At 66.3% G+C, this 19,353-nt stretch carries 22 protein-coding genes; 9 read left to right on the top strand and 13 right to left on the bottom strand.

What is annotated here, in order from left to right:
- Position 1 precedes the first annotated feature (1 nt).
- The 9 genes from C437_RS01235 to C437_RS01275 all read right to left on the bottom strand — a co-directional run bounded on the left by C437_RS01235 (position 2) and on the right by C437_RS01275 (position 8,640).
- Positions 2-718: an adenosylcobinamide amidohydrolase gene (locus C437_RS01235; RefSeq protein WP_004515066.1), complete on the bottom strand. Its 717-nt coding sequence runs from the start codon at positions 716-718 to the stop codon at positions 2-4.
- Entirely contained in the window at positions 711-1,769 is a 1,059-nt protein-coding gene (gene cobD, locus C437_RS01240; RefSeq protein WP_004515067.1) for a threonine-phosphate decarboxylase CobD, read from the bottom strand. Before cobD ends, C437_RS01235 begins: the two co-directional genes overlap by 8 nt.
- 49 nt (positions 1,770-1,818) lie before the next feature.
- Entirely contained in the window at positions 1,819-4,926 is a 3,108-nt protein-coding gene (locus C437_RS01245) for a PAS domain-containing protein (RefSeq protein WP_004515068.1), read from the bottom strand.
- 94 nt (positions 4,927-5,020) lie between these two features.
- Positions 5,021-5,560 carry an NTP transferase domain-containing protein gene (locus C437_RS01250; protein WP_170832131.1) on the bottom strand — a complete coding sequence of 180 codons (540 nt, stop codon included), beginning with the start codon at positions 5,558-5,560 and terminating at the stop codon, positions 5,021-5,023.
- Positions 5,560-6,351, bottom strand: coding sequence for an adenosylcobinamide-GDP ribazoletransferase (gene cobS, locus C437_RS01255; protein WP_049919549.1), 792 nt, complete (start codon positions 6,349-6,351; stop codon positions 5,560-5,562). The genes C437_RS01250 and cobS overlap by 1 nt, the downstream gene beginning before the upstream one ends.
- Positions 6,342-7,265, bottom strand: coding sequence for a CobD/CbiB family cobalamin biosynthesis protein (locus tag C437_RS01260; RefSeq protein ID WP_004515071.1), 924 nt, complete (start codon positions 7,263-7,265; stop codon positions 6,342-6,344). Before C437_RS01260 ends, cobS begins: the two co-directional genes overlap by 10 nt.
- Positions 7,259-7,897 carry an HAD family hydrolase gene (locus C437_RS01265; RefSeq protein ID WP_004515072.1) on the bottom strand — a complete coding sequence of 213 codons (639 nt, stop codon included), beginning with the start codon at positions 7,895-7,897 and terminating at the stop codon, positions 7,259-7,261. Before C437_RS01265 ends, C437_RS01260 begins: the two co-directional genes overlap by 7 nt.
- Before the next feature lie 66 nt (positions 7,898-7,963).
- Positions 7,964-8,392 carry a type II toxin-antitoxin system VapC family toxin gene (locus tag C437_RS01270; protein ID WP_004515073.1) on the bottom strand — a complete coding sequence of 143 codons (429 nt, stop codon included), beginning with the start codon at positions 8,390-8,392 and terminating at the stop codon, positions 7,964-7,966.
- Positions 8,392-8,640: an AbrB/MazE/SpoVT family DNA-binding domain-containing protein gene (locus C437_RS01275; protein WP_004515074.1), complete on the bottom strand. Its 249-nt coding sequence runs from the start codon at positions 8,638-8,640 to the stop codon at positions 8,392-8,394. Before C437_RS01275 ends, C437_RS01270 begins: the two co-directional genes overlap by 1 nt.
- 226 nt (positions 8,641-8,866) lie before the next feature.
- On the opposite strand from C437_RS01275, the gene C437_RS01280 reads away from it, so the two are divergent.
- Positions 8,867-9,247 (top strand): translation initiation factor IF-5A, encoded by a 381-nt coding sequence (locus tag C437_RS01280; RefSeq protein ID WP_004515075.1) that lies wholly within the window; start codon positions 8,867-8,869, stop codon positions 9,245-9,247.
- Positions 9,248-9,249: 2 nt separating this feature from the next.
- Positions 9,250-10,053, top strand: a complete 804-nt coding sequence (speB, locus tag C437_RS01285; protein WP_004515076.1) for an agmatinase — start codon at positions 9,250-9,252, stop codon at positions 10,051-10,053.
- A gap of 36 nt (positions 10,054-10,089) precedes the next feature.
- Here the strand turns inward: speB and C437_RS01290 are convergent, their stop codons facing one another.
- Positions 10,090-11,115, bottom strand: a complete 1,026-nt coding sequence (locus C437_RS01290; RefSeq protein WP_004515077.1) for an amidohydrolase family protein — start codon at positions 11,113-11,115, stop codon at positions 10,090-10,092.
- A 106-nt stretch (positions 11,116-11,221) separates the two neighbouring features.
- Here C437_RS01290 and C437_RS01295 point away from each other — a divergent pair, with 106 nt between their 5' ends.
- Positions 11,222-12,190 carry an alpha/beta fold hydrolase gene (locus C437_RS01295; protein WP_004515078.1) on the top strand — a complete coding sequence of 323 codons (969 nt, stop codon included), beginning with the start codon at positions 11,222-11,224 and terminating at the stop codon, positions 12,188-12,190.
- Positions 12,191-12,272: 82 nt separating this feature from the next.
- Here the strand turns inward: C437_RS01295 and C437_RS01300 are convergent, their stop codons facing one another.
- On the bottom strand, positions 12,273-13,145 hold the full coding sequence (locus C437_RS01300; protein WP_004515079.1) for a CheF family chemotaxis protein: 873 nt from the start codon (positions 13,143-13,145) through the stop codon (positions 12,273-12,275).
- 181 nt (positions 13,146-13,326) lie between these two features.
- Between C437_RS01300 and C437_RS01305 the strand changes: the two genes are divergently transcribed.
- The 5 genes from C437_RS01305 to C437_RS01325 all read left to right on the top strand — a co-directional run bounded on the left by C437_RS01305 (position 13,327) and on the right by C437_RS01325 (position 17,084).
- Positions 13,327-14,124 (top strand): prolipoprotein diacylglyceryl transferase, encoded by a 798-nt coding sequence (locus tag C437_RS01305; RefSeq protein WP_004515080.1) that lies wholly within the window; start codon positions 13,327-13,329, stop codon positions 14,122-14,124.
- A gap of 51 nt (positions 14,125-14,175) precedes the next feature.
- Positions 14,176-14,943 carry a Nif3-like dinuclear metal center hexameric protein gene (locus tag C437_RS01310; RefSeq protein ID WP_004515081.1) on the top strand — a complete coding sequence of 256 codons (768 nt, stop codon included), beginning with the start codon at positions 14,176-14,178 and terminating at the stop codon, positions 14,941-14,943.
- Between the two features lie 4 nt (positions 14,944-14,947).
- The gene (locus C437_RS01315; protein WP_004515082.1) at positions 14,948-15,511 is read left to right on the top strand and encodes a hypothetical protein; all 564 of its coding nucleotides are present in this window, start codon (positions 14,948-14,950) and stop codon (positions 15,509-15,511) included.
- A gap of 110 nt (positions 15,512-15,621) precedes the next feature.
- Positions 15,622-16,392, top strand: coding sequence for a hypothetical protein (locus tag C437_RS01320; protein ID WP_004515083.1), 771 nt, complete (start codon positions 15,622-15,624; stop codon positions 16,390-16,392).
- A gap of 257 nt (positions 16,393-16,649) precedes the next feature.
- Entirely contained in the window at positions 16,650-17,084 is a 435-nt protein-coding gene (locus C437_RS01325; RefSeq protein WP_004515084.1) for an ester cyclase, read from the top strand.
- 52 nt (positions 17,085-17,136) lie between these two features.
- Here C437_RS01325 and C437_RS01330 read toward each other — a convergent pair whose 3' ends face one another.
- Positions 17,137-17,478 (bottom strand): AzlD domain-containing protein, encoded by a 342-nt coding sequence (locus C437_RS01330; RefSeq protein WP_004515085.1) that lies wholly within the window; start codon positions 17,476-17,478, stop codon positions 17,137-17,139.
- The gene (locus tag C437_RS01335; protein ID WP_004515086.1) at positions 17,468-18,160 is read right to left on the bottom strand and encodes an AzlC family ABC transporter permease; all 693 of its coding nucleotides are present in this window, start codon (positions 18,158-18,160) and stop codon (positions 17,468-17,470) included. Before C437_RS01335 ends, C437_RS01330 begins: the two co-directional genes overlap by 11 nt.
- Before the next feature lie 133 nt (positions 18,161-18,293).
- On the opposite strand from C437_RS01335, the gene C437_RS01340 reads away from it, so the two are divergent.
- Positions 18,294-19,307 carry a deoxyhypusine synthase gene (locus C437_RS01340; protein ID WP_004515087.1) on the top strand — a complete coding sequence of 338 codons (1,014 nt, stop codon included), beginning with the start codon at positions 18,294-18,296 and terminating at the stop codon, positions 19,305-19,307.
- Positions 19,308-19,353 lie beyond the last annotated feature (46 nt).

Genomic DNA, 19,353 nt, shown 5'->3' on the forward strand with positions numbered 1-19,353 from the left:
CTCACGGCTCGAACACCTCCGTCTCGCGCCCTGTAATCACGCCGTATGCCGCATCCTCGACAGTCGGCAGGCCGTCACCGTCGTACCGGGCGGCCAGACTCGCCCTGATAGCGTCACGGACGCATGCCCGAGTGGCCGCGCCGACTTCGGTCGCACTCCCGGCGAAAGACGCAGGCTCAGCGCTCGGGACACAGCCGACGATGGCCGCGTCCGAGGTTGTTCCGGGCACGCCCGCCGCGTCCAGCAGCGTCGCGGCCTTCGCTTCGACGGCGCTGGCAAGCAGCGTTGCCAGTGCGCCATCGTCCAGCTCGCGGTCGGCCCCGACGATGACGTTGACCGTCCCTGGTCGCCAGTCGGGGCTATCCGCCGGATTCGACGCGGTTCCATCGGCGTCGACTGCTTCATCGCCTGCCGACATCGGCAGCGCCGCGGGGTTCGAGAGGCCCGCGGTCGCCAGCACCGACACCGGCCTGCTCTGGGCACAGCGGGCGTGTTCCATATGGACGCCGGTGAGCAACGCCGGGCCGACATCGAAGCCGGCCCCGGACAGCCGCTCAGCGCGGTAGGCGTCGAGGTCGGTCCGCTCGAACCCCTCGGGCACGGTGACGTTGTAGACGGCATCCGCGGCCCGGTACCCACCATCCCACGCTGTCGAGAGCCAGCGGGCACCCTCGCGACGAATCTGACAGACGCCGTCACGAACGGTCGTCTCAAACATCCAGCGCGCCCAGCAGCCGGTCGTTTTCTTCGGGCGCTCTAACAGCGACGCGGATGTGTGAGTCCAGCCCGCGAAACGTCCGGGCGTCCCGGAGGGCAATGCCAGCCTCGCGGGCCGAGGCAAGGATACCGTCGACAGACGTGTCGGCGTCGCTGACCGACAGCAGGAGGAACGGTGCAGCAGAACGGAACACGTCGAACCGTGCGTTCAGCCGCTCCCGCATCCGCGCTCGTTCAGCGGTAACGCGGGCTTTCGTCTCCGCGACGAACTCAGTTTGCTGGTAACAGTGTGCGCCGACAGCGGCCGCGGGGGCGCTCATCGACCAGGCGCGCCGGGCCGTCGCGAGGCGGTCGCGCTCGTCCCCGGTCCCGATGGCATAGCCCATCCGGATGCCGGGAAGGCCGAACAGCTTCGTCAGCGACCGCGCGACGATGACGCCCTCACGACCGGCCAGCGACGGCTCGTCGGTGAACCCGAGGAATGCCTCGTCGACCAGCAGCGTCGTCCCGGCCGCACGGCAGCGGTCGGCGAAGGCCCGGAGCGCCCCGCGCTCGGCGACCTCGCCCGTCGGATTGTTCGGATTGCAGACGACGGCGAGTGCGTGGCCGGCCGGGTCGGCGTCGAGCAGTTCGCCGTGGGAGGCGAACTTCGGGGTCGCGCCTTGTAGTCGCACTTCTCTGGCGTATTCGCCGAAGCTTGGATACGGGAGCAAGACGCTGTCTCCCGCCCGGACCGTCGTCTGTATCGCGAGGCGTATCGCTTCGAGGCCGCCGGCTGTGGGTAGCACCTGCGCCGGCTCGCAGTCGACGAACGCCGCCGCGGCCTCACGGAATTCGGGGTAGTCGTCGGCCGGGTACGAGCGGGCCGTCTCGAACGCCGCCCGATACGTCGCTTCGGCCTCCGGCGGGACGTGCGGGTTGGTGTTCGCGCTGAAATCCAGCACCTCCGGGTCGTCGCTGCTGCCGTGTGGCACGCGGCCGTCGGGGCCGATGGCGTCCGTGGGCCCGTCGCCGCCACTTGCCCGCACGCCCTCGACCGAGTCAGGGTCCATGGACAGACCTACGGCGGGCGGTGTGGAGAAAGTTTCGCGGTGCCGCCAGTCAGTCCGGGCCGTCGACGCCGCGGAACTCGAACCGTGCGCCGCCACTCGCGCTTTCGGTCACGGTGACCGCCCAGCCGTGTGCCTCGGCGATTTCCCGGACAATAGCGAGGCCGAACCCGGTCCCGCTCTCGGCGGTTGAATAGCCGCTCCGGAACACCGTCTCTCGCTCGTCGTCGGGAATGCCGGACCCGTCGTCCGCGACGTAGAACCCCGTCCCGTCGTCGAGCGTCCCGACCGTCACAGTGATTCCACTCGCGCCGGCCCGGGCGCCGCTGGAGGGTGCCGACCCGTTGGAATGTGGCGTTACGTCGCCGTCCTGTGGCTCCCGCGGCGAGGCCGTCGACCCGTGTTCGACGCTGTGGTCGGACGCCGACCGACTGCTCGCGGAACCGTGTTCCGCGCTGTCGTCGGAGCCTGTCCGACTGCTCGTGACGCCATGCTCCACGCTGTTCCGGACGAGGTTCTCGAACAGTTGCTGGAGGCGGGTCGGGTCCGCTATGACCGCTCCCTCGATGTCGGTTTCGAGCGTCGCCGCGCCGGTCCGGACGCTCCGCCAGGCCTGCTCGACCGCGTTCTCGACGGCGACCGGCTGGATGTCAGTGACCGCCTCGCCCTGCCGTGCCAGCGCCAGAAGGTCGTCGATAAGTTCCTGCATGCGGTCAAGCGACCGCTCGATGGCTGTCAGGTGTTCCGCCGACGGGTCCGCCTCCGCGAGCCGCAGCCGCCCCCGCGCCACGTCGAGCGGGTTCCGGAGGTCGTGGGAGACGATGCTGGCGAACTCGTCGAGGCGCTCCTTCTGGCGCTCGACGTGGGCCTTGTACTCGGCGCGTTCGGTGATGTCGGTGGCGACGCCACAGATTCCGGTGACGTTCCCCTCGGCGTCGTATATCGGGTTTTTGAGCGTGAGGAAAGTCCGCGACCCGTGGGGCGTGGGGACTTCCTCCTCCCGCTCGATGGAGTTGCCGGTCTCGATTATCTCCCGGTCGTCAGCGCGTATCTGCTGGGCGATTTCGTCAGGAAACAGTTCTGCATCGGTCTTCCCGACCACGTCCATCGCCCCGTCGACGAGCACCTCCCGGAACCGCTCGTTTATCCGCTGGTACCGCCCGTCGCTGTCTTTCAGGAACACAAGCGCGGTCGTGGTTTCGAGAATCGTCTGGAGCTGTCGGTTCGTCCTGGCAAGCGCTTCCTCGCGCTCCTTGCGGGCCGAGATGTCCCGGCCGATGGCGACGGTCCGCCGCTCCCCCTCGGGCGTCTCGACCCGGTCAAAGACGAACTCGTAGGGAACGGGGTTGCCCCTGTCGTCTACCAGCGGAAGCTCTATCGTAGTGTCGCCGGCCTGGCTCGCCTCCGCGACGGTCCCGCGGTCCGCCGGCCGGAAGAACGCGACCCCATCCATCGAGGCCAGGGCCTCGCCGTCGTAGCCGGTCACGCGTTCGAGCGACTCGTTCCAGCGCCGGACCCGGCCGCGCTCGTCCAACAGGAAGAAGACGTCGTCGACGGCGTCGAAGATGTCGTCGGTGAACTCCTTGTACTGACTGAGCGTCCGCTCGCGCTCCCTGAGCGCCTGCGTCGTCTGTTTCTGTTCGGTGATGTCCAGCGTCGCCCCGCGGATGATGTCCGCCCGGTCGTCGGGCCGTTCCGAGATGACGCGGAGCCAGCGGTCCTCGCCCTCCCCGGAGACGATGCGGTACTCCTGTGTGAGTCCCTCGCCCTCCTCGATGAGCCGTTCCGTCTCGGCGGCCACGCGGTCGTGGTCATCCGGGTGGACGAAACCAAGCACCTCGTCCGGCGTCATCGTGTCCCGGGGCGGTATCCCGAATATTTCGAAGAGCTGGTCAGTCCACGTCGCCTCGTACGGCGGCTCGGCGATGTCGAGTTCCCACCCGCCCACGTCTGCAATCTGTTGGGCGTGCCGGAGCAGGTCTGTCTTCCGTTCGAGCTCCGCTTCCTGTCGTTTCTGGTCAGTGATGTCGACCATCGCGCCGCGACACGTGTCGAACTCACCGTCCTCCTCGACGGGGACGCCGATGGACCGAATCCACCGCGTCTCACCGTCTGGCGTCACGATTCTGGCTTCGAGGTCGAACGGCTCTCCCTCGGTCAACAGCGTCGACAGGGCGTTCTCTACCCGCTCGCGGTCGTCCGGGTGGAGCAGTTCGCCCGTCTGCTCGACGGGAATCTGCTCGTCAGGACCGAGGCCGTGCAGGCGGTAGAACCCCGCAGTCGGGCTCCCCTCGTAGGGCGGGCCGTCGGAGACATCGATCTCCCAGCCGCCGACAGACGCGAGTTGTTCGGTCTGTGAGAGCAGGTCGCGCGTCCGTTCGAGAGTCTCGGCACGCTCCCGTTTCGCCGTCACGTCGTGGCCCGACGCCACGAGCGAGACGATGTCACCATCGTCGTCCCTGACCGGCCGGATATACCCGTGGTAGCTGAACTCCGCCGGCCTGTCGGTGGTGTGGTCGATGTCGACCTCGACGTACTCGCCGCCCGCGGCGCGTTCGACCCACTCCTTGACCTCGGCCGAGTGGCCCTCGGGCCACCACGACAGTTCCCAGAAGGGCTGTCCGACGACCGCCTCGCGCGGTGCGTCGACCGCCTCCAGCGCAGTTCGGTTCGCCTTGCGGACCGTCCCGTCGGGATTGAGGACGCCGACCAGCGTCTGTGGGTCCTCGAAGACCGCCTCGAACCGCCGTTCGCTTCGCTCGCGCTCTCGGCGGGCGCGCCGGCGCTCGACCGCGTTCCGGACCCGGTTCGCCAGAATCGTGTACTGGTCCGTGCTCCCGTCTTTCTGCAGGTAGTCCGTGACGCCAGCTGTGATGGCCTCGCTGGCGACGGCCTCGTTCCCCTTCCCGGTGAAGAGGACAAACGGAAGGTCGGGATAGCGGTCCCGGACGGCGTCGAAGAGCTCCAGGCCGTTCCGTCCGGGCATCTCGTAATCGCTGACGACGCAGTCGATGCTCTCGTCGAGACGGGCCAGACCGTCGTCGGGGCTCGTCGCCGTCACGACCGTCAGGTCGTCGGCGACCCGCTCGAGATACTCGGCCGTCATCTCGGCGAACCCCTGTGCGTCGTCAACGTGGAGCACACAAATGTTGTCGGCCATCACCACACACAACGTTCCGGGTGGTCATATTTGCTTTCCAACACGATGTTGCGGTGACCGCACTACCGGCGGGCTGTCCCGTACCTGCCGGCGGTCACAGCCACTGTTCCGCGACGCGGGCGTCAGCGAGCGTGTTGACGTTGACCGCGACGCGCCGGTCCCGCATGAGCCGGGCGTCATCGGGACCGTCGCCGACGACGTTGACGCCCGTCGGTGCGACTTCTCGGCCGCCGTCTTCGAACGTCGTGTCATCGCTCACGCCGAGCGCGCGTTTCAGCGAGGCCGGGACCAGAACCGTCAGCGAGCCACCCTCGTGGGTGTCGAGCACGCGGTCGACTACTTCGCCCTCAAGTAGCGGCAGGTCAGCGGCGACGGTCAGGGCCGGCCGCGAGAGTCGGTCGTCGGCCAGCGCCGTGTCGAGGTCCGCGACGTACCCCTCGCCCGGCGTCTCGATGCAGGGCACGTTCAGATGTGACCGCGTCTCCGGCGCGTTTGGGGACGTTACGGCGATAACCCGCTCGACAGCGCTATCCTGCAGTGCGCCGACGACCCGGTCGACCATCGGGACGCCGCCGACCCGGAACAGCGGTTTCTCGGCGTCGGTGTCCAATCGTGTCCCGCGTCCGCCACACATCACGAGAGCGTCCATGCGAGCACCCCCCAGTCCCCGAGCGGCATGTCAAATAACGACCACGTGGCGACGCCGACGTGGAGCGCGGCGACGCGCGCGAGCTCGTTGGCCGCGCCGAAGGCGTCGCCGCCGATGCCACCCAGTCGGCGGTTTGCCCAGCCCGAGATTGCAAGTGCGACCAAGGGGCCGGTGAGAACCGCGGCCGCAGTCGCCGGAACGGCGACGACGGCGGCTGGGACCGCGACGGCGAGCGAGGCGAGAAGCTGTCTCGGGCCGCTCCCGTCGACGACCGTCGACCCGAACCCCTCGTGGCTCGGGCGGCCGATACAGGCCAACGTCGCCATCGCGAGCTTCGCGCCGACTTCGGCCGAGACCACGAGCGCGATAGCGACCAATGGCGGGAGCTCGGCAGCGGCCAGCGCGGCCAGCGCCAGCGCGAGGAGGACGGTCCCCAGCGCGAGGACCGCACCGACGCCGACGGTCGTGTCTCGCATCACATCGCGGCGCTCCGCCGGGTCGCCGTGAACGACGGCGGCGTCCCCGAGGTCAGCAAGGCCGTCGGCGTGGTTGACGCCGGTGACGAGGACGACGCTTCCGAGATACGCCGCGGTGACGACCGGGGCCGGGAGCAGGCCCGCGGCGAGGAACGGGAGTGCGACGAGGCCGCCGACGACGTAGCCCGCCAGCGGGAACGCCGCCGGTGTCCCGACGAAGGCGTCCCATGCTTGTTCGGTGTGACCCACTGGAAGCCGCGAGAGGAAGCCAAGCGCGCCCCGCATCGCGGTCAGAACCACGCGAACACCCCCAGCCCGGCCAGCAGGTACGCCGCCGCTCCGGCGACGCCGACCCGGGTCACGCTGCTGCGGGCCGTCGCCGCGTCGGGGAGCTGCCCGCCGGGATTCAACACGTAGACGCCGGGGTTCTCCAGCCGAACGTCTAGCGCCGCGGCGGCCGTCCCCATCGGCCACCCGGAGTTCGGCGAGGGCACGCCGTCCAGCCAGGCCCGCGCGCGGGCCACCGACCGGGGCGACCCGCAGGCGAGCGCGAGCAGGAGGGCGCCCAGTCGGGCCGGGAGCCACATCACGGCGTCGTCGAGCCGTGCCGCGGGCGTCCCGACGCGCTTCGAGCGGTAGCCAAGCATCGAGTCCATCGTGTTGACGGCCTTGACCCACGCCGCCACGCCGGCGGCGACGGGAAGCGGCGAGAGGCCGATGCCCGAGGCGACGAGCCCGCCAAGAACGAATGCGGCCAGCGACGCGACGAGGCCGTCGGCGAGGTTCTCCGATGCGCTCTCGACAGCCGCGCTTCGGACTTCACCCGCCGAGAGCGCGCTGGCGTCGCGGCCGGCGAGTGCGAGCAGTCCGTCCCGAGCGGCCGGGAGGTCGCTCTCGGTGTCGGCGATGACGCCGCGGGCGGTCGAGAGAAGACTGCGAAGGCTCGTGGTCAGAAACAGCGTGAGGCCGGCGAGCGCGACGGCGGCCAGCGGTGCGAGGCTCGCGGCGAGTGCGACCCCCGCGCCGACCGCTGCGGCGGCTCCGAGCGGCAACACCACTACCGCGACCATTCCGACCGCGAGCGGCTGGTCCCACGCGCGGTCGACCGCCCCGACGAGCCGTCCGAACCACGCGACCGGATGAAAGCGGGTCGGTGGTTCGCCGACGGCGAGTTCCAGCCCGCCGGCGACGGCGACGGCCAGCGCGCTCAGCACAGTTCTCCCTCCCGGAGCTTTTCGGCTATCGCCGGCAGCGAGTGGTCCTCCAGCAGTATCGACTGTGCGCCCACGCGGCCCGCACCGCCGTCCGTCCGGGCGTCGTCGCCGACGTGGACGAGGTCGACGAGCGGCACGTCGAGTGTGTCGGCGGTCGTCTCGAAGATATTTGGATGGGGCTTTCGCCAACCGCAGCCGACGCTTGTGATGACAGCGTCGAACGAATGGCCGCTCTGTGATTCAATCCCTGCACGTTCGAGTGTCCGCTCGACCAGTCCCGGGACGCTGCAGTTCGAACAGACGGCGACCGGCCCCTGCCGTGCCGCGACGTCGAGTGCCTCGATTGCTCCGTCGCGGACGGTCACCGGACTATCGAACGCGTCGAGGACGGCCTCGGCCGCCGTCGCCTCAGTTACTTCGACGCCGCGGCTGGCAAGCGCCAGCCGGACGTGCTCGTCCAGCGGCGCTTCCCGGCCGCGCTCGTAGTCGCGGTGGGCCGAGCGATAGGCGTCCTCCCAGTCGTCAGGCACCCGAACCGACCGGGCCGCGAGTGCCGCTGCGACGGCGTCCCACGGCTCTTCTGGCCGGTCTGCCCCGACGAGCGTCCCGAACAGATCGAACGAGAGTGCCACACCTGTGTGGTTAGTGCAAGCTCACTTGAACTGTGGGGATGCCTATGGGTCGTGTTTTCGAGGCCATTACTCAAACGGGTTATCGGCCGTCGTGAGACGGGTAATATCGGGAACGCCGTCGAAGCCGTCGTCGAAACTGTAGAGGTGTTCGATGCCGTCCCGCTGCATCGCTGCCACGATGATCGCGTCCGTCAGCGAGAGTGATTCGTACCGACGGAACAGCGAGCGGCCGGCATCGAAGTCAGACTTCGGCGTCTGTGTCATTTCGAACCCACTGCTTTCGATGAGCGCATCCAGCGTTTCGGTCGCCACGTCGTGACCGGCTCTCGCCTGGAGATAATTAATTATCTCCGCAAGCACATCGCTCAGGACGTACGCTGTTGGGAGTGTGCCGTCGTCGATTGCATGCGAGATTGCTTCGCCACGCTGGTGATTCCGGTCTCTGGAGAGACGAGCCGCAATGACCACGTTCGCGTCCACGACGACTGCGGCCATCAGTAGTCTCCAGCGATGAGGTCGTGATCTTCGGCGGCGTCAGTCGGTTCACCGGTGTCGACCGGGTCGAGCTTCGAGAACGCGCCGTACTGTTGCTTGACGAGTTTGACCGAGAGTGCCCCGTCGTCGTCAACGTGCCAGCGTAGTTTGTCGCCCGCCTCGACCCCAGCCGCTCGACGGACCGCTGCCGGAACCGTGACCGAGTAGCTCTCGTTCACCGTTGTTTCGTCCTCGACCTCGTGAGACATACCTGAAAGTTTGCCGCGCCAATAAAAATAATTTGCCATCAAATTAGCACGACGATAGGCAGATTCCACACAGCGGGACATCGGCAACGCCGTACACGTTCTGAGACACTCGGCCCGTTTCAATTTTCACGCCATCGACAGCCACGAACTAGGCGGACTGGATACTGGTAGCTGCGGCTTGCGGCATTCCAAACCGTTTATACCCAAACAGGGGTAATCCGGCGGTATGGCAAGAGAGCAGACCGAAGTTCGAGAGCTCGACGAAGGTAGCTACGTCATGATCGAAGACACGCCGTGTAAGATCAACTCCTACAGCACGGCCAAGCCGGGCAAGCACGGCAGCGCCAAGGCCCGAATCGACGCCAAGGGCGTCTTCGACGGCAAGAAGCGCTCGCTGTCCCAGCCGGTCGACGCGAAGGTCTGGGTCCCGATCGTCAACCGGAAGCAGGGGCAGGTCGTCTCCACCGACGGTAACGACGCCCAGGTCATGGACCTCGACACCTACGACACGTTCACGATGCGCGTCCCCGAGGACATCGACCTCCAGCCTGACGACGAGATTGAGTACCTCCAGTACGAAGAGCAGCGCAAGATCACACGCTCGTAACGATGTTGCCCGGTGCGGGGGCCGACCGCGGGGCGGCCGACTACGCGCTTGTGGGCGCACCACTCGACGCGTCGACGTCGTTTCGCCCCGGGGCCCGCTTTGGACCGCGTCGTGTCCGGCAGTTCGGCCAACAGTTCGACGATTTCGACCACCGCACCGGCCAGCACTTCACTGACTGTTCCGTCTACGACCACGGCGATATCGGCCCCACGGCCGACGTCGCCGAGTACCTCACCTTCCTCCAGGGCACCCTCTCGGATTTCGAGAGCGAGGGGGCTGTCCCCATTGTCGTCGGCGGCGAACACACCGTCTCCGTCGCCGGCGTGCGCGCCGTAGAGCCCGATGTGTTCGTCTGTCTGGACGCCCATCTGGACCTGCGGGAGTCCTACGCCGGCGACGAGTACTCCCACGCGACGGTGACCCACCACGCGCTCTCAGTGGCTGACGAAGCGATTGTCCTGGGCGCACGCACCGGCTCGGAGGCCGAATGGGACCGAGCGAGCGAAGCCGACGTGACCGTGGTCCCCCCCGAAGACGTGGGCGACTGGACACCCGGGTTCGAAGATGAGCGAGTATACCTCTCCGTCGACATCGATGCCGCGGACCCCGGGTTTGCGCCGGGCACCGGAACGCCGGAGCCGTTCGGTCTCGAACCGCGTGAGATGCACACCGTGGTCCGAGCCGTCGCACCGCAGGCCGTGGGCTTCGACGTGGTCGAGGTCAACGACTGTGACGACGGCCAGGCGGCGACGCTAGCCGCGAAACTACTCCGGGCGTTCGTGTTCGCCCACGCGGCCCGGCGCTAATCCGAAACGTATCGGGAACTATTCTCGCCGTTCTCTTCAGCAGACAACTCGTTCGATATCCAGCGGCGACGCTCGCCGAACAACCGCATCGACTGGGTCGGCCACGGCCGAGAGGTTGTCCGAGTCGCCGTCAAGGACCAGCAGTGCGGCCCGGCAGCCGGGTTCGATGACGCCACAGTCGAGGCCGACTGCGTCGGCCCCAGCGGTCGTCGCCATCCGCAGGACTGTCCGGGACGGGAGGTCAAACGTCTTCGCGGTGTACTCCATCTCACGGAACATCGACGGTGCGTTCAACATTACGTTATCAGTCCCGAGCGCGACGTCAGTGTACTCCAGAAGGGTCTCAATCGGCGGTCGGCCGACGTCGAGGACGCGGTTCGCGCGCGGACAGACCGCGATGGGGACGTCCTGCTCGGCCACTCGTTCGAGGTGCTCCGCCTCGGCGTGGACCATGTGGACCAACAGGTCTGGCTCCAGATCCAGCGCCGGGTGGATATCGGTGGCGTCCGGTTCACCGGCGTGGATAGCAAACGGGACCGCACGCTTCCTGGCGGCGGCTCGCCGGGCGGTGAAATCGTCGTCGTTCGCGCCACTGGCACCGAACCCGTCGGCCACGTCCAGCACTGCGGGGTCATCGCTACCGAAGATGAAGTCCTCGATATCGAGTCCCTCGGCGGCTTCGCGTAGCGCGTTCGCACCGTCGACGCCGAACTCCCGGAAGTCGAGGAACGCCCCGGAGCCGGTTCGCTGCATAAACCGGAGCGTGCGGTGCATCTCGTCGATCAGCGTCTCGTCGTCTGCCGCTGCGATCTGCTGATGCTTCAGGCTGTCCGGCGGCACCACCGCCTTTTCGAGACCAAGTCCGACGGCCGCCTCCTTTGCAACTGAATCCCCAACGTGGGTGTGGGCGTTCACGAACGCTGGCAGGACGATACGGTCCTGGTCGTGCTCACGCTCAGGTGTCTCCTCGACGGCCGTTATGTGACCATCCTCGACGACGACCCGGCCCTGAACCGGCTCGAACGACCGTCCGGCGAGAATCGTCCCCTCGACTGTCTCCATATCGGAGCGAGGGAACGGAAGTATATGTGTCCCATGGAGAGACACTCCGTTCTCGTGCGTGCTGACTCGGGGTATACTGATACGTCCGGGGCTGGAGTGTTCGCGTATGAGTTCCGGCACCACAGTCCCCGTGGATCGTGCGCTATCGCCCGATGACTGGCCCCATCCAGCGGAGCGAGACTACGCGGATGCCCAGGCCCGTCTCGCTGACCACTACGATGTCGCCGCCGAATCCAGAGTGACTGAGACAGACGCTGTGGGCCGGGTTCATTATCTCGTGGGCGGGGACCCAGACAGTGACCCCGTGGTCCTTCTTCACGGAGTGGGCACACCGGCCGCGACGTGGCTCCCCCTGTTCCCAGCGCTCACCCACGAGTACCGCGTGTACGCTCCCGACCGACCCGGCCTCGGCCTTTCGGCCGCTCCGAGCTACCGGAATCGGGACCTTCGGTCGTTTCTAGTCGCGTACCTGCTGGATCTCCTCGATGACCTCGCTGTCGAGCGGCCACATGTGGTCGGCAACTCACACGGCGGTCTCCAGTCGTTCCTGCTCGCAATCGACCACGACCGGGTGGACCGACTGCAACTGGTCGGTGCGCCGGGCGGCGTTTCGCGGGACCTCCCGCTCCTGTTTCGCCTGCTGACGGTCCGCGGCCTCAACCGCGTCCTCCTGTGGCTGCTCAACCGTGGCGACCCGGTCGAGAACGCGCGGCAGTCGATGCAGCGAGTCAACGTCGTCGAGGCCTCGGCCATCCCCGAGGTATTCTACGAACTGCTCGCCGCCGGCCAGGGTCTGCCCGGCCGGGGGGAAAGCCAGCGGTCGCTGGCGACCGCACAGGGGTCGTACGGTCGCGCCCATCCGCTGTTTGATATTCGGAACGAAATCACGCAGATCCACCGCCCGACGCAGTTCGTCTGGGGGACGGATGACGCCTTCTGGTCGCCCGGCGTTGGTCGTCCCGTCGCCGAAACGATGCCCGACGCGCAGTTCCACGAACTCCCCGGCCACGGCCACACGCCGTGGCTGGAACCGGACGATGCTGCTGCCGAACTCGTCCGGGAATTCCTCGACTGAGTGTATGCGAGTGATTACAGAGTATACGCAGGGTTGGTGGACGGATCTTGCCATGGGCACCGGTGGACAACCGGACGGCTACTCAACCGTCTGCCCCACTGACGCTGACGGCCCGCTCAGTGACGAGTACCCATCCCAGCGTGTCTAACCGCACCTCACCGTCGTCTAGCGTCACCAAGTCGTTCTCGATGAGCTCTTCGAGAAGAGCCGGCGGGTCTGCCGATTCGCGTGCCAGTACGCTTCTGGAATCCGTGCGCCCCCCGTGTGCATAGAGCCGCGTCAGCGTCCGGACGACGGGGTCTGGGGGATCGAGCTCCCGCAACTCGCGCCGCTGACGAGCGTATCTGCGCCGGAGGTACCGCCCGAGCAGATTGAGCTTCCGTGGCGGGTTCAGCGACAGGTCGACCCCCACGACGACGCCCTGTCTGACGTATCGGAGGTCGACAGTCGGTTCCTGACGGCCCAGAAGTTCTTTTTCAGCGCGGCTGACGCCCACTATGGTTTCGAGGTCGACATTAAGCGGTTGCCTGATACCGGTACACCCGACTCTGCCGGGGGTGACTCGGAGCTCGCCGATCTCGAAGCGTCGCTCTGTCACCCGCCCTCCGATTGTCGCGGGGTGGCACACGGCCACCTCGGTCCCGTCGAGCAACCGACGGAACAGTAACCCGCTGACCCGATCTAACGTCGATTCTTCCCCGTCTATGAACAGAACGACGCGCTGGCCACCGCGCTCGAACCCGACTGTGAGAACTGTCCCCGAGAGAGCTCCTGCCGCGGCCTGTGGAGGCCGTCCTAGCCGAATATCAAAGATCTCGTCCAGCCCGGCCTCCTCCGCGAGCTGGCCACCCTCGACAGCGATCCCTGTGTTGTCGAGCCGAAACTGCGCCTGGCTCGGCTCCGCGGAGACGGACGGGCACAGCACAGTCGTCGAGAGTTCGATTGTCCGGGTCACGGTCGGTCTCCTCTCAGACCATACGTCGTGGTTACATGGACGGGGAACGGCCTGACTTGGGAGTATTCAGGTCGCCGTGCTATCGTTCGCAGTGACAGCACACCAGACGAGATGGCCACGGTCAGTGTAGCAACTATACCGGTATAAGCATTTTAGTGAGCAGCATCTCCACGTAGTGAGCATGGACCAGCTATCGTCGTGTTACTTCTGTGCCGGCGCCCTTGATGTCTCACTCTCCGAGTATCCGATTATCCCGAAATCACTGGACCCGGAAGCCGAAAAGCAGGGAACCGTCGTACTCTGTTCGACGTGTCGAGAGAAGCTTGCGACCATTGTCGAGCCGGCCGTCAAGGCGGCGAAGGCGGACGCCCGTGACGCAGCGAAGGCGGCTACCGACACTGGGACTGCGGGGCCGACGGGCCTGTCTGACGATGCAAAGACGACGACGAGCGCGGACCCGACGGCAACTGACAGCGTGGTCGAGCCGGCCGACGACGGCTCGCTACTGGGCGACGACAGCGCAACCGCAGACGACCAGAAGAGATCGGTGCAGTCGGCAGAGACAGCGGCCGCAGCCCCGGAACAGGATGTGGCGAAGCCGGCGAACTCGACGGCGGAATCGGATGCAACGGGAACGGCCGAGGCAGACACCCCAGACGAGCGAACGGCGGACCCGACCGAAACAAATGACACAGGAGCGGCCGCAGCCGAGACGGAAAGCGGAGACACCGACAGCAGCGACACCAGCGACACCAGCGATAGCAGCGCCGACGGCCCCTCGCTGACGAAACTGGAGTACAACAAGGTGATGCGGCTGCTCCAGAACCGCGAGATGCCCGTCGACCGCACGGAGATACGAGAGGTCGCGGTCAACGCCTACGACATCGACGGTGAGCAGTTCGATGCTATCATCGACGCCGCCGTGGACCGGGACCTCATCGGGCAAGAAAACGGCCAGTTGGTCGAATCGGACGGGTAGCCCGACGCCAGTAGAGAAAAGCATACCACCGGCCCTCTCGAAGCCCGCGCTATGAACGCAGGCAACATCGCGACGCGTCTCGACGACCGACTCGACACAGAGGCCTACGCCGACATCGACGCCAGTCCGAACGGCCTGCAGGTCGGGCCGGCGAGCCAACCGGTCGAGCACGTCGCCTTCGCGGTTGATGCGGCCGTCGAGACTGTCGACCGTGCCGCCGAGGCGGGCGCTGACCTGCTCGTGACCCATCATGGCATCGTCTGGGGCGGGATGGAGCGCGTGACCGGAACCAACTACCGCCGGGTCGCACCGCTGATCGACAACGACCTCGCGCTGTACGTTGCCCATCTCCCGCTGGACGGCCACCAGTCGCTCGGTAACGCTGCCGGCGTCGCGGACCTGCTGGGCCTCGACAACCGTGCGCCGTTCGGGTCGATGGGCGGCGAACACATCGGCCAACGCGGGGTCCTTACAGAACCTCAGACGGTCTCTGAATTGGCTGATACCCTCGAAGGAAAGGTAGACACCGACGGACAGCCAGTTCAGGTGCTCGATTTCGGCCCATCGACTGTCGAAGATGTCGCAATCGTCACCGGCAGCGGCGTCGACTGGCTGCAGGAGGCAGTCGAGAAAGACGCCGACGTGCTCATCACTGGCGAGGGGAAACAGAAGGCATTCCACGAGGCACGTGAGCAGGGAATCCACGTCATTCTCGCCGGCCACTACGCGACGGAGACGCTCGGCGTCCAGTCGCTCCAGACTGTCGCACAGGACTGGGGGCTGGAGACGACCTACATCGACTGTCCAACCGGTCTCTGAGGCGATGGACGATAGCGTTTCGTACGAAGGTATTCGCTCGGATGCGGCCCTCATCGACTGGTCGCAGCAATACTGCCGACAGGTCCGCCGCGAGCGGGGCGTCTCGGTTCGGTTCGACCTCGTCGACTGGGCGGTGTCCCATCGCGCCAAGCGCCGAGCCGCAGCAGTCAAGCGACCGAAACTGGACGCCGCCACCATCGGCGAGCGATACGACTGGGGCAGTATCGACGGGAGCGACGGCCGCCCGCTTCCCTGCACAGTGTCGCTGACGTGGGACGCGTTTTCGGCCTTCGACCGAGCGGAGTGGGAGTCAACGCTGCGGCACGAACTGGTCCACGTCGAACAGTACCAGCGCGATGGAACGACTGACCACGGGACCGCGTTCCGAGAGCGGGCCGCTCAGCTCGACACTGCTGTCCACTGTCCGGCCTTCGCCGAGCCGAAGCACGTCCTCACCTGCGGGGCCTGTGGCGAGCTCGTTGCTCGTCGCTATCGGGACTGCAAACTCGTCGAACAGCGCGAGCAGTACCGGTCTGACTGCTGTGGGGCGTCGCTAGAACTGGCCTGAAGCGGCAGTCTGGAGCTCGGTGATAGCGCCGTCACCCCGGACTCACATCGTCCTTCGGGCTGTCTTGGAGCGCACACAAGGCATTTACTCACAGCCCTGGGGATGTGCGTATGAAACGCCGCCGTGCCCTCCAGATAGTCGGTGCTACACTTCCCGTGACGGGCTGTGTAACGACACCCGACACTGACAGCGGACCCGCCCAGTCGGCGGCCGACACCCCAGCAGAAAACAGTGCGTACGAACTCGGTGACGAGGCCAGCGTTGACGGCCTCGGGCCAGTCACCGTCGAATCGGTCACCCTGCAGCGGTCCCTCATCCACCACCACCTCCACCGCGAACTGTACGAGCCAGCCGACGCACAGCTGCTTGTACTCCTCGGGGAGATCCCAGAGGATGTCGACCCCGAGTTCGATATCCAGTTTGCGGCCCGACTCGACGGCGACATAGTCAATTCTGCGGCACAGACCTGGCTCAACACCAAAACCCGGATTTACGCGCTTTCCGTGCCAGTCGACGCCGTGGATGACGCGGCCGTACAGCTGCAACGCGGCGAACGGCCGACGTGGTCACTCCCTGAAACCGTTACCGAGAGGATCTCTGTGGCCCCGGAGTTTGCGCTTCGAGGTGCGGAGATATCTGACCGAGCGGACCGGACCGTGCTCAGGCTCACTGTCGAGAACCACGGTTCCCGCGACGGCGTATTTCGCGGGGTAGCCGAACACTCCAGCGCCGCCGACGCGGACGCCGCAATCCGATTTCCAGTTCCGGCCGGCGACACCGTCACGGAGACTCTCGGCTCAGCGATAATTGATAGCTGGTCTGCCGGCGCGGAGTTCGCCCACGAGATTTCGGAGCGAACGCGTGTCTTCGCCGTCGCGTAGGCCCAGCCCCGGAGTTGCTGCAACCGGCGATACAATCGTATGCTGGATGTATCATCGTCCAGAGCCAGGTCACCTGACCCTGTCGACGCTTCCACCCGGCGCAGTACTGCATACACCGGTGAATGCGGGGCGCTCGCCGCTGCGTCTGGTCACTTCCGAAATTCATGATAACATCTAACAAACTCTGGGCCGATGGTACAGGTAGCGCTCCCGATGGCAGAGACTCCTGCCGGGAGCGCCGGAGGCGAGGAACGACGATGTCAACAACCGAAACCTCGAACGCGGACACTGTCAGGCAGTACCTGCACGCGTTCAACGAGCGAGACTTGGAGACGCTGGACGAGTTGCTCGCCGACGACGTGGTTGAGCATGGTATTCACGAAACATTACACGGCCCCGAGGAAGTCATCGAGTTTCTGGAGTCGCACTTCGAGCGGTTCCCGGACTACGCCGGCACGACAAACGCGATAGTCGCAGAGGGGGATACAGTCGCTGTTCGCTACTCCGCGATGGGGACCCACAAAGGGGAGTTCCTTGACGTCGAGCCGACCGGACACGAAGCCGAGTGGACCGGGATGGCGATGTACCGGCTCGAAGACGGCGAGATCGCGGAGGTGTGGGTCGAAGAGAACCGGCTCGGGCTGCTAGAACAGTTAGAAGCCGTCGACCCGCCGGCACACCTGCGAATCTGACGTGCGGGGCCAGGCGGGGCCCCTCTTCACCGTCGTTGCGCCGACCGCTCGGTCAAACGCCGACCGGGAGCAGAAACCGGACCACCCAGAGGACGCCCATCCCAGTCACCATCGTGGCGAACACGTCCTCGGTCTTCCAGGCGACGCCTGCCGCGAGCGCGCCGGCGATGAACTTGTCTGCGGCGAAACCACTGGCGTCGAGGGTCACGAACGACGGGAGGACAAGCGCGGCGAGGACGGCAGCGGGGACGAACCGCAACACCTGTTCGACGACCGGCGGAATCTCGTCGAGCCGACCGAACAGCGCGATAAAGGAGAGGCGACAGGCGTACGTTAACACGCCGATGACGGCGATGACGCCGGCTATCTCAACTGGGCCGTAATTAGTCGCCATCGGTCCCTCCCGTGGCGGACTCCGTGAGAACGCCAGCAGTGATACCGACACCGGCCGCGACGAGCAACCCGAGATTGAGCGGGAGACCAGCGCCGACGACGGCAACGGTGCCACCGACGACAGCGGCGACGCCGGTCGCCGCGTCTTCGATTGCCGGCACCAGAATCGCGAGGAAGACAAGCGGGATCGCGAATTCGAGGCCCCAGGCGTCGGGGACGCCAGTGCCGAGCAGCGCCCCGGCGATTGTTGTGACCTGCCAGACTCCCCAGAGCGTCAGGGCGACACCGAGGTAGTACCACTTCCGGTCCGTCTCACGGTCCGACCGGTAACTAGCGACAGAGAGCGCGTACGCTTGGTCGGTCAACACGTAAGCGAGCACCGCTTTCCACCGGCCGGTGAACTCCCGAAAGTACGGCGCGATCGATGCCGAGTACATCAGCAGTCGGAGGTTGATGACGACGGCTGTCGCGACGACAACTGTCAGTGGTGCGTTCTGTCCGAGCAGCTCCAGCGCTGCGAGCTGTGATGCGCCGGCGAAGACGACCACCGAGAGACCGACTGCGGTCGGTAGCCCCAGTCCGGCATTGACGGTAGCGATGCCGGCAACGAGGCCAAACGGAATAATTCCCAGCAGTAGCGGCGCAACATCGCGAACGCCGCGCCTGAACGCAGCAGTATCCATAGCTCCCAGTCCAACGCAGGGGCGTCTAAGCCCTCCGTTTCAGTGACAGTGTGTGATGACATGACGACACATAGCCTGTAACCGTCACGGCGAACCACGACGTTGAAACCCACCCGCGCTCGACTGCACAGCAATGAGCGACCACACCGACGAGCGAGAGACGTTCCATCACGACCCCATCGGCCACGCGGAAGCCCGGGCCGGAATGACGGTCGGCGAACTGGCTGACAGCTACGGCGAGGCCGGCATCGGCGCGAGCGATATCCACGAGGCCGTCGACATCTACAGCGAGATGCTCGACGACGACGTGACGACCTTCTTTGGGCTGGCCGGCGCGATGGTCCCGACCGGGATGCGGGCCATCGTCAGCGAACTCATCCGCGACGGCCACATCGACGTACTCGTGACGACAGGCGCGAACTGCACCCACGACAGCATCGAGGCCATCGGTGGTAAGCACCACCACGGCGAGGTCACGCCCGAGGGGCAAACGGAGCGCGAACACGACGAGACGCTCCGTGACGAGGGCGTCGACCGCATCTACAACGTCTACCTGCCCCAGGAGCATTTCGCCCTGTTCGAGAACCACCTCCGCGACGAGGTGTTCTCGACGCTGGAAGAGGAGGGCGCGGTCTCGATCCAGCGCATGACCGAGGAACTCGGCCGCGCCAACAGCGCGGTCAACGAGCGCGAGGACGTGCCCGAAGACGCCGGCGTGCTGGCGGCGGCCTACGAAAACGACGTACCGGTGTACTGTCCGGCATTCCAGGACTCGGTGCTGGGCCTGCAGGCGTGGATGTACTCCCAGACCAGCGAGTTCACCGTGGACGCGCTCGCCGATATGACCTCGATTACGGACATCGCCTACGAGGCCGACAGCGCCGGCGCGATGGTCGTCGGCGGCGGTGTCCCGAAGAACTACGTCCTCCAGACGATGCTGGTCTCGCCCGACGCCTACGACTATGCCGTTCAGTTGACGATGGACCCGTCGAACACCGGCGGCCTCTCCGGTGCGACGCTCGATGAGGCCCGCTCGTGGGGGAAACTTGAAAAGGACGCCCGGAATGTCTCGGTGTATGCCGATGCGACGATTACTCTCCCACTGGTCGTGGCCGCGGCCCGTGAGCGCCACAGTACGGACGCGTGACCCGTTCGACGTAGACGGCTACAGACCCGGCGGTTGTGGGTCACGT

The sequence above is a fragment of the Haloarcula vallismortis ATCC 29715 genome (assembly GCF_000337775.1).
In the GTDB taxonomy this organism is placed as follows: domain Archaea; phylum Halobacteriota; class Halobacteria; order Halobacteriales; family Haloarculaceae; genus Haloarcula; species Haloarcula vallismortis.

What these genes read in the sequence shown, in the direction of transcription:
- C437_RS01250 (WP_170832131.1), bottom strand. Translation starts at nt 5,560, where the DNA reads ATGTGTGGCGGACGCGGGACACGATTGGACACCGACGCCGAGAAACCG.
- C437_RS01310 (WP_004515081.1), top strand. Translation starts at nt 14,176, where the DNA reads ATGAACGCAGGCAACATCGCGACGCGTCTCGACGACCGACTCGACACA.
- cobD (WP_004515067.1), bottom strand. Translation starts at nt 1,769, where the DNA reads ATGGACCCTGACTCGGTCGAGGGCGTGCGGGCAAGTGGCGGCGACGGG.
- C437_RS01335 (WP_004515086.1), bottom strand. Translation starts at nt 18,160, where the DNA reads ATGGATACTGCTGCGTTCAGGCGCGGCGTTCGCGATGTTGCGCCGCTA.
- speB (WP_004515076.1), top strand. Translation starts at nt 9,250, where the DNA reads ATGTTGCCCGGTGCGGGGGCCGACCGCGGGGCGGCCGACTACGCGCTT.
- C437_RS01245 (WP_004515068.1), bottom strand. Translation starts at nt 4,926, where the DNA reads ATGGCCGACAACATTTGTGTGCTCCACGTTGACGACGCACAGGGGTTC.
- C437_RS01330 (WP_004515085.1), bottom strand. Translation starts at nt 17,478, where the DNA reads ATGGCGACTAATTACGGCCCAGTTGAGATAGCCGGCGTCATCGCCGTC.
- C437_RS01275 (WP_004515074.1), bottom strand. Translation starts at nt 8,640, where the DNA reads ATGTCTCACGAGGTCGAGGACGAAACAACGGTGAACGAGAGCTACTCG.
- C437_RS01280 (WP_004515075.1), top strand. Translation starts at nt 8,867, where the DNA reads ATGGCAAGAGAGCAGACCGAAGTTCGAGAGCTCGACGAAGGTAGCTAC.
- C437_RS01325 (WP_004515084.1), top strand. Translation starts at nt 16,650, where the DNA reads ATGTCAACAACCGAAACCTCGAACGCGGACACTGTCAGGCAGTACCTG.
- C437_RS01270 (WP_004515073.1), bottom strand. Translation starts at nt 8,392, where the DNA reads ATGGCCGCAGTCGTCGTGGACGCGAACGTGGTCATTGCGGCTCGTCTC.
- C437_RS01290 (WP_004515077.1), bottom strand. Translation starts at nt 11,115, where the DNA reads ATGGAGACAGTCGAGGGGACGATTCTCGCCGGACGGTCGTTCGAGCCG.
- C437_RS01340 (WP_004515087.1), top strand. Translation starts at nt 18,294, where the DNA reads ATGAGCGACCACACCGACGAGCGAGAGACGTTCCATCACGACCCCATC.
- C437_RS01295 (WP_004515078.1), top strand. Translation starts at nt 11,222, where the DNA reads ATGAGTTCCGGCACCACAGTCCCCGTGGATCGTGCGCTATCGCCCGAT.
- C437_RS01320 (WP_004515083.1), top strand. Translation starts at nt 15,622, where the DNA reads ATGAAACGCCGCCGTGCCCTCCAGATAGTCGGTGCTACACTTCCCGTG.
- C437_RS01305 (WP_004515080.1), top strand. Translation starts at nt 13,327, where the DNA reads ATGGACCAGCTATCGTCGTGTTACTTCTGTGCCGGCGCCCTTGATGTC.
- C437_RS01315 (WP_004515082.1), top strand. Translation starts at nt 14,948, where the DNA reads ATGGACGATAGCGTTTCGTACGAAGGTATTCGCTCGGATGCGGCCCTC.
- C437_RS01235 (WP_004515066.1), bottom strand. Translation starts at nt 718, where the DNA reads ATGTTTGAGACGACCGTTCGTGACGGCGTCTGTCAGATTCGTCGCGAG.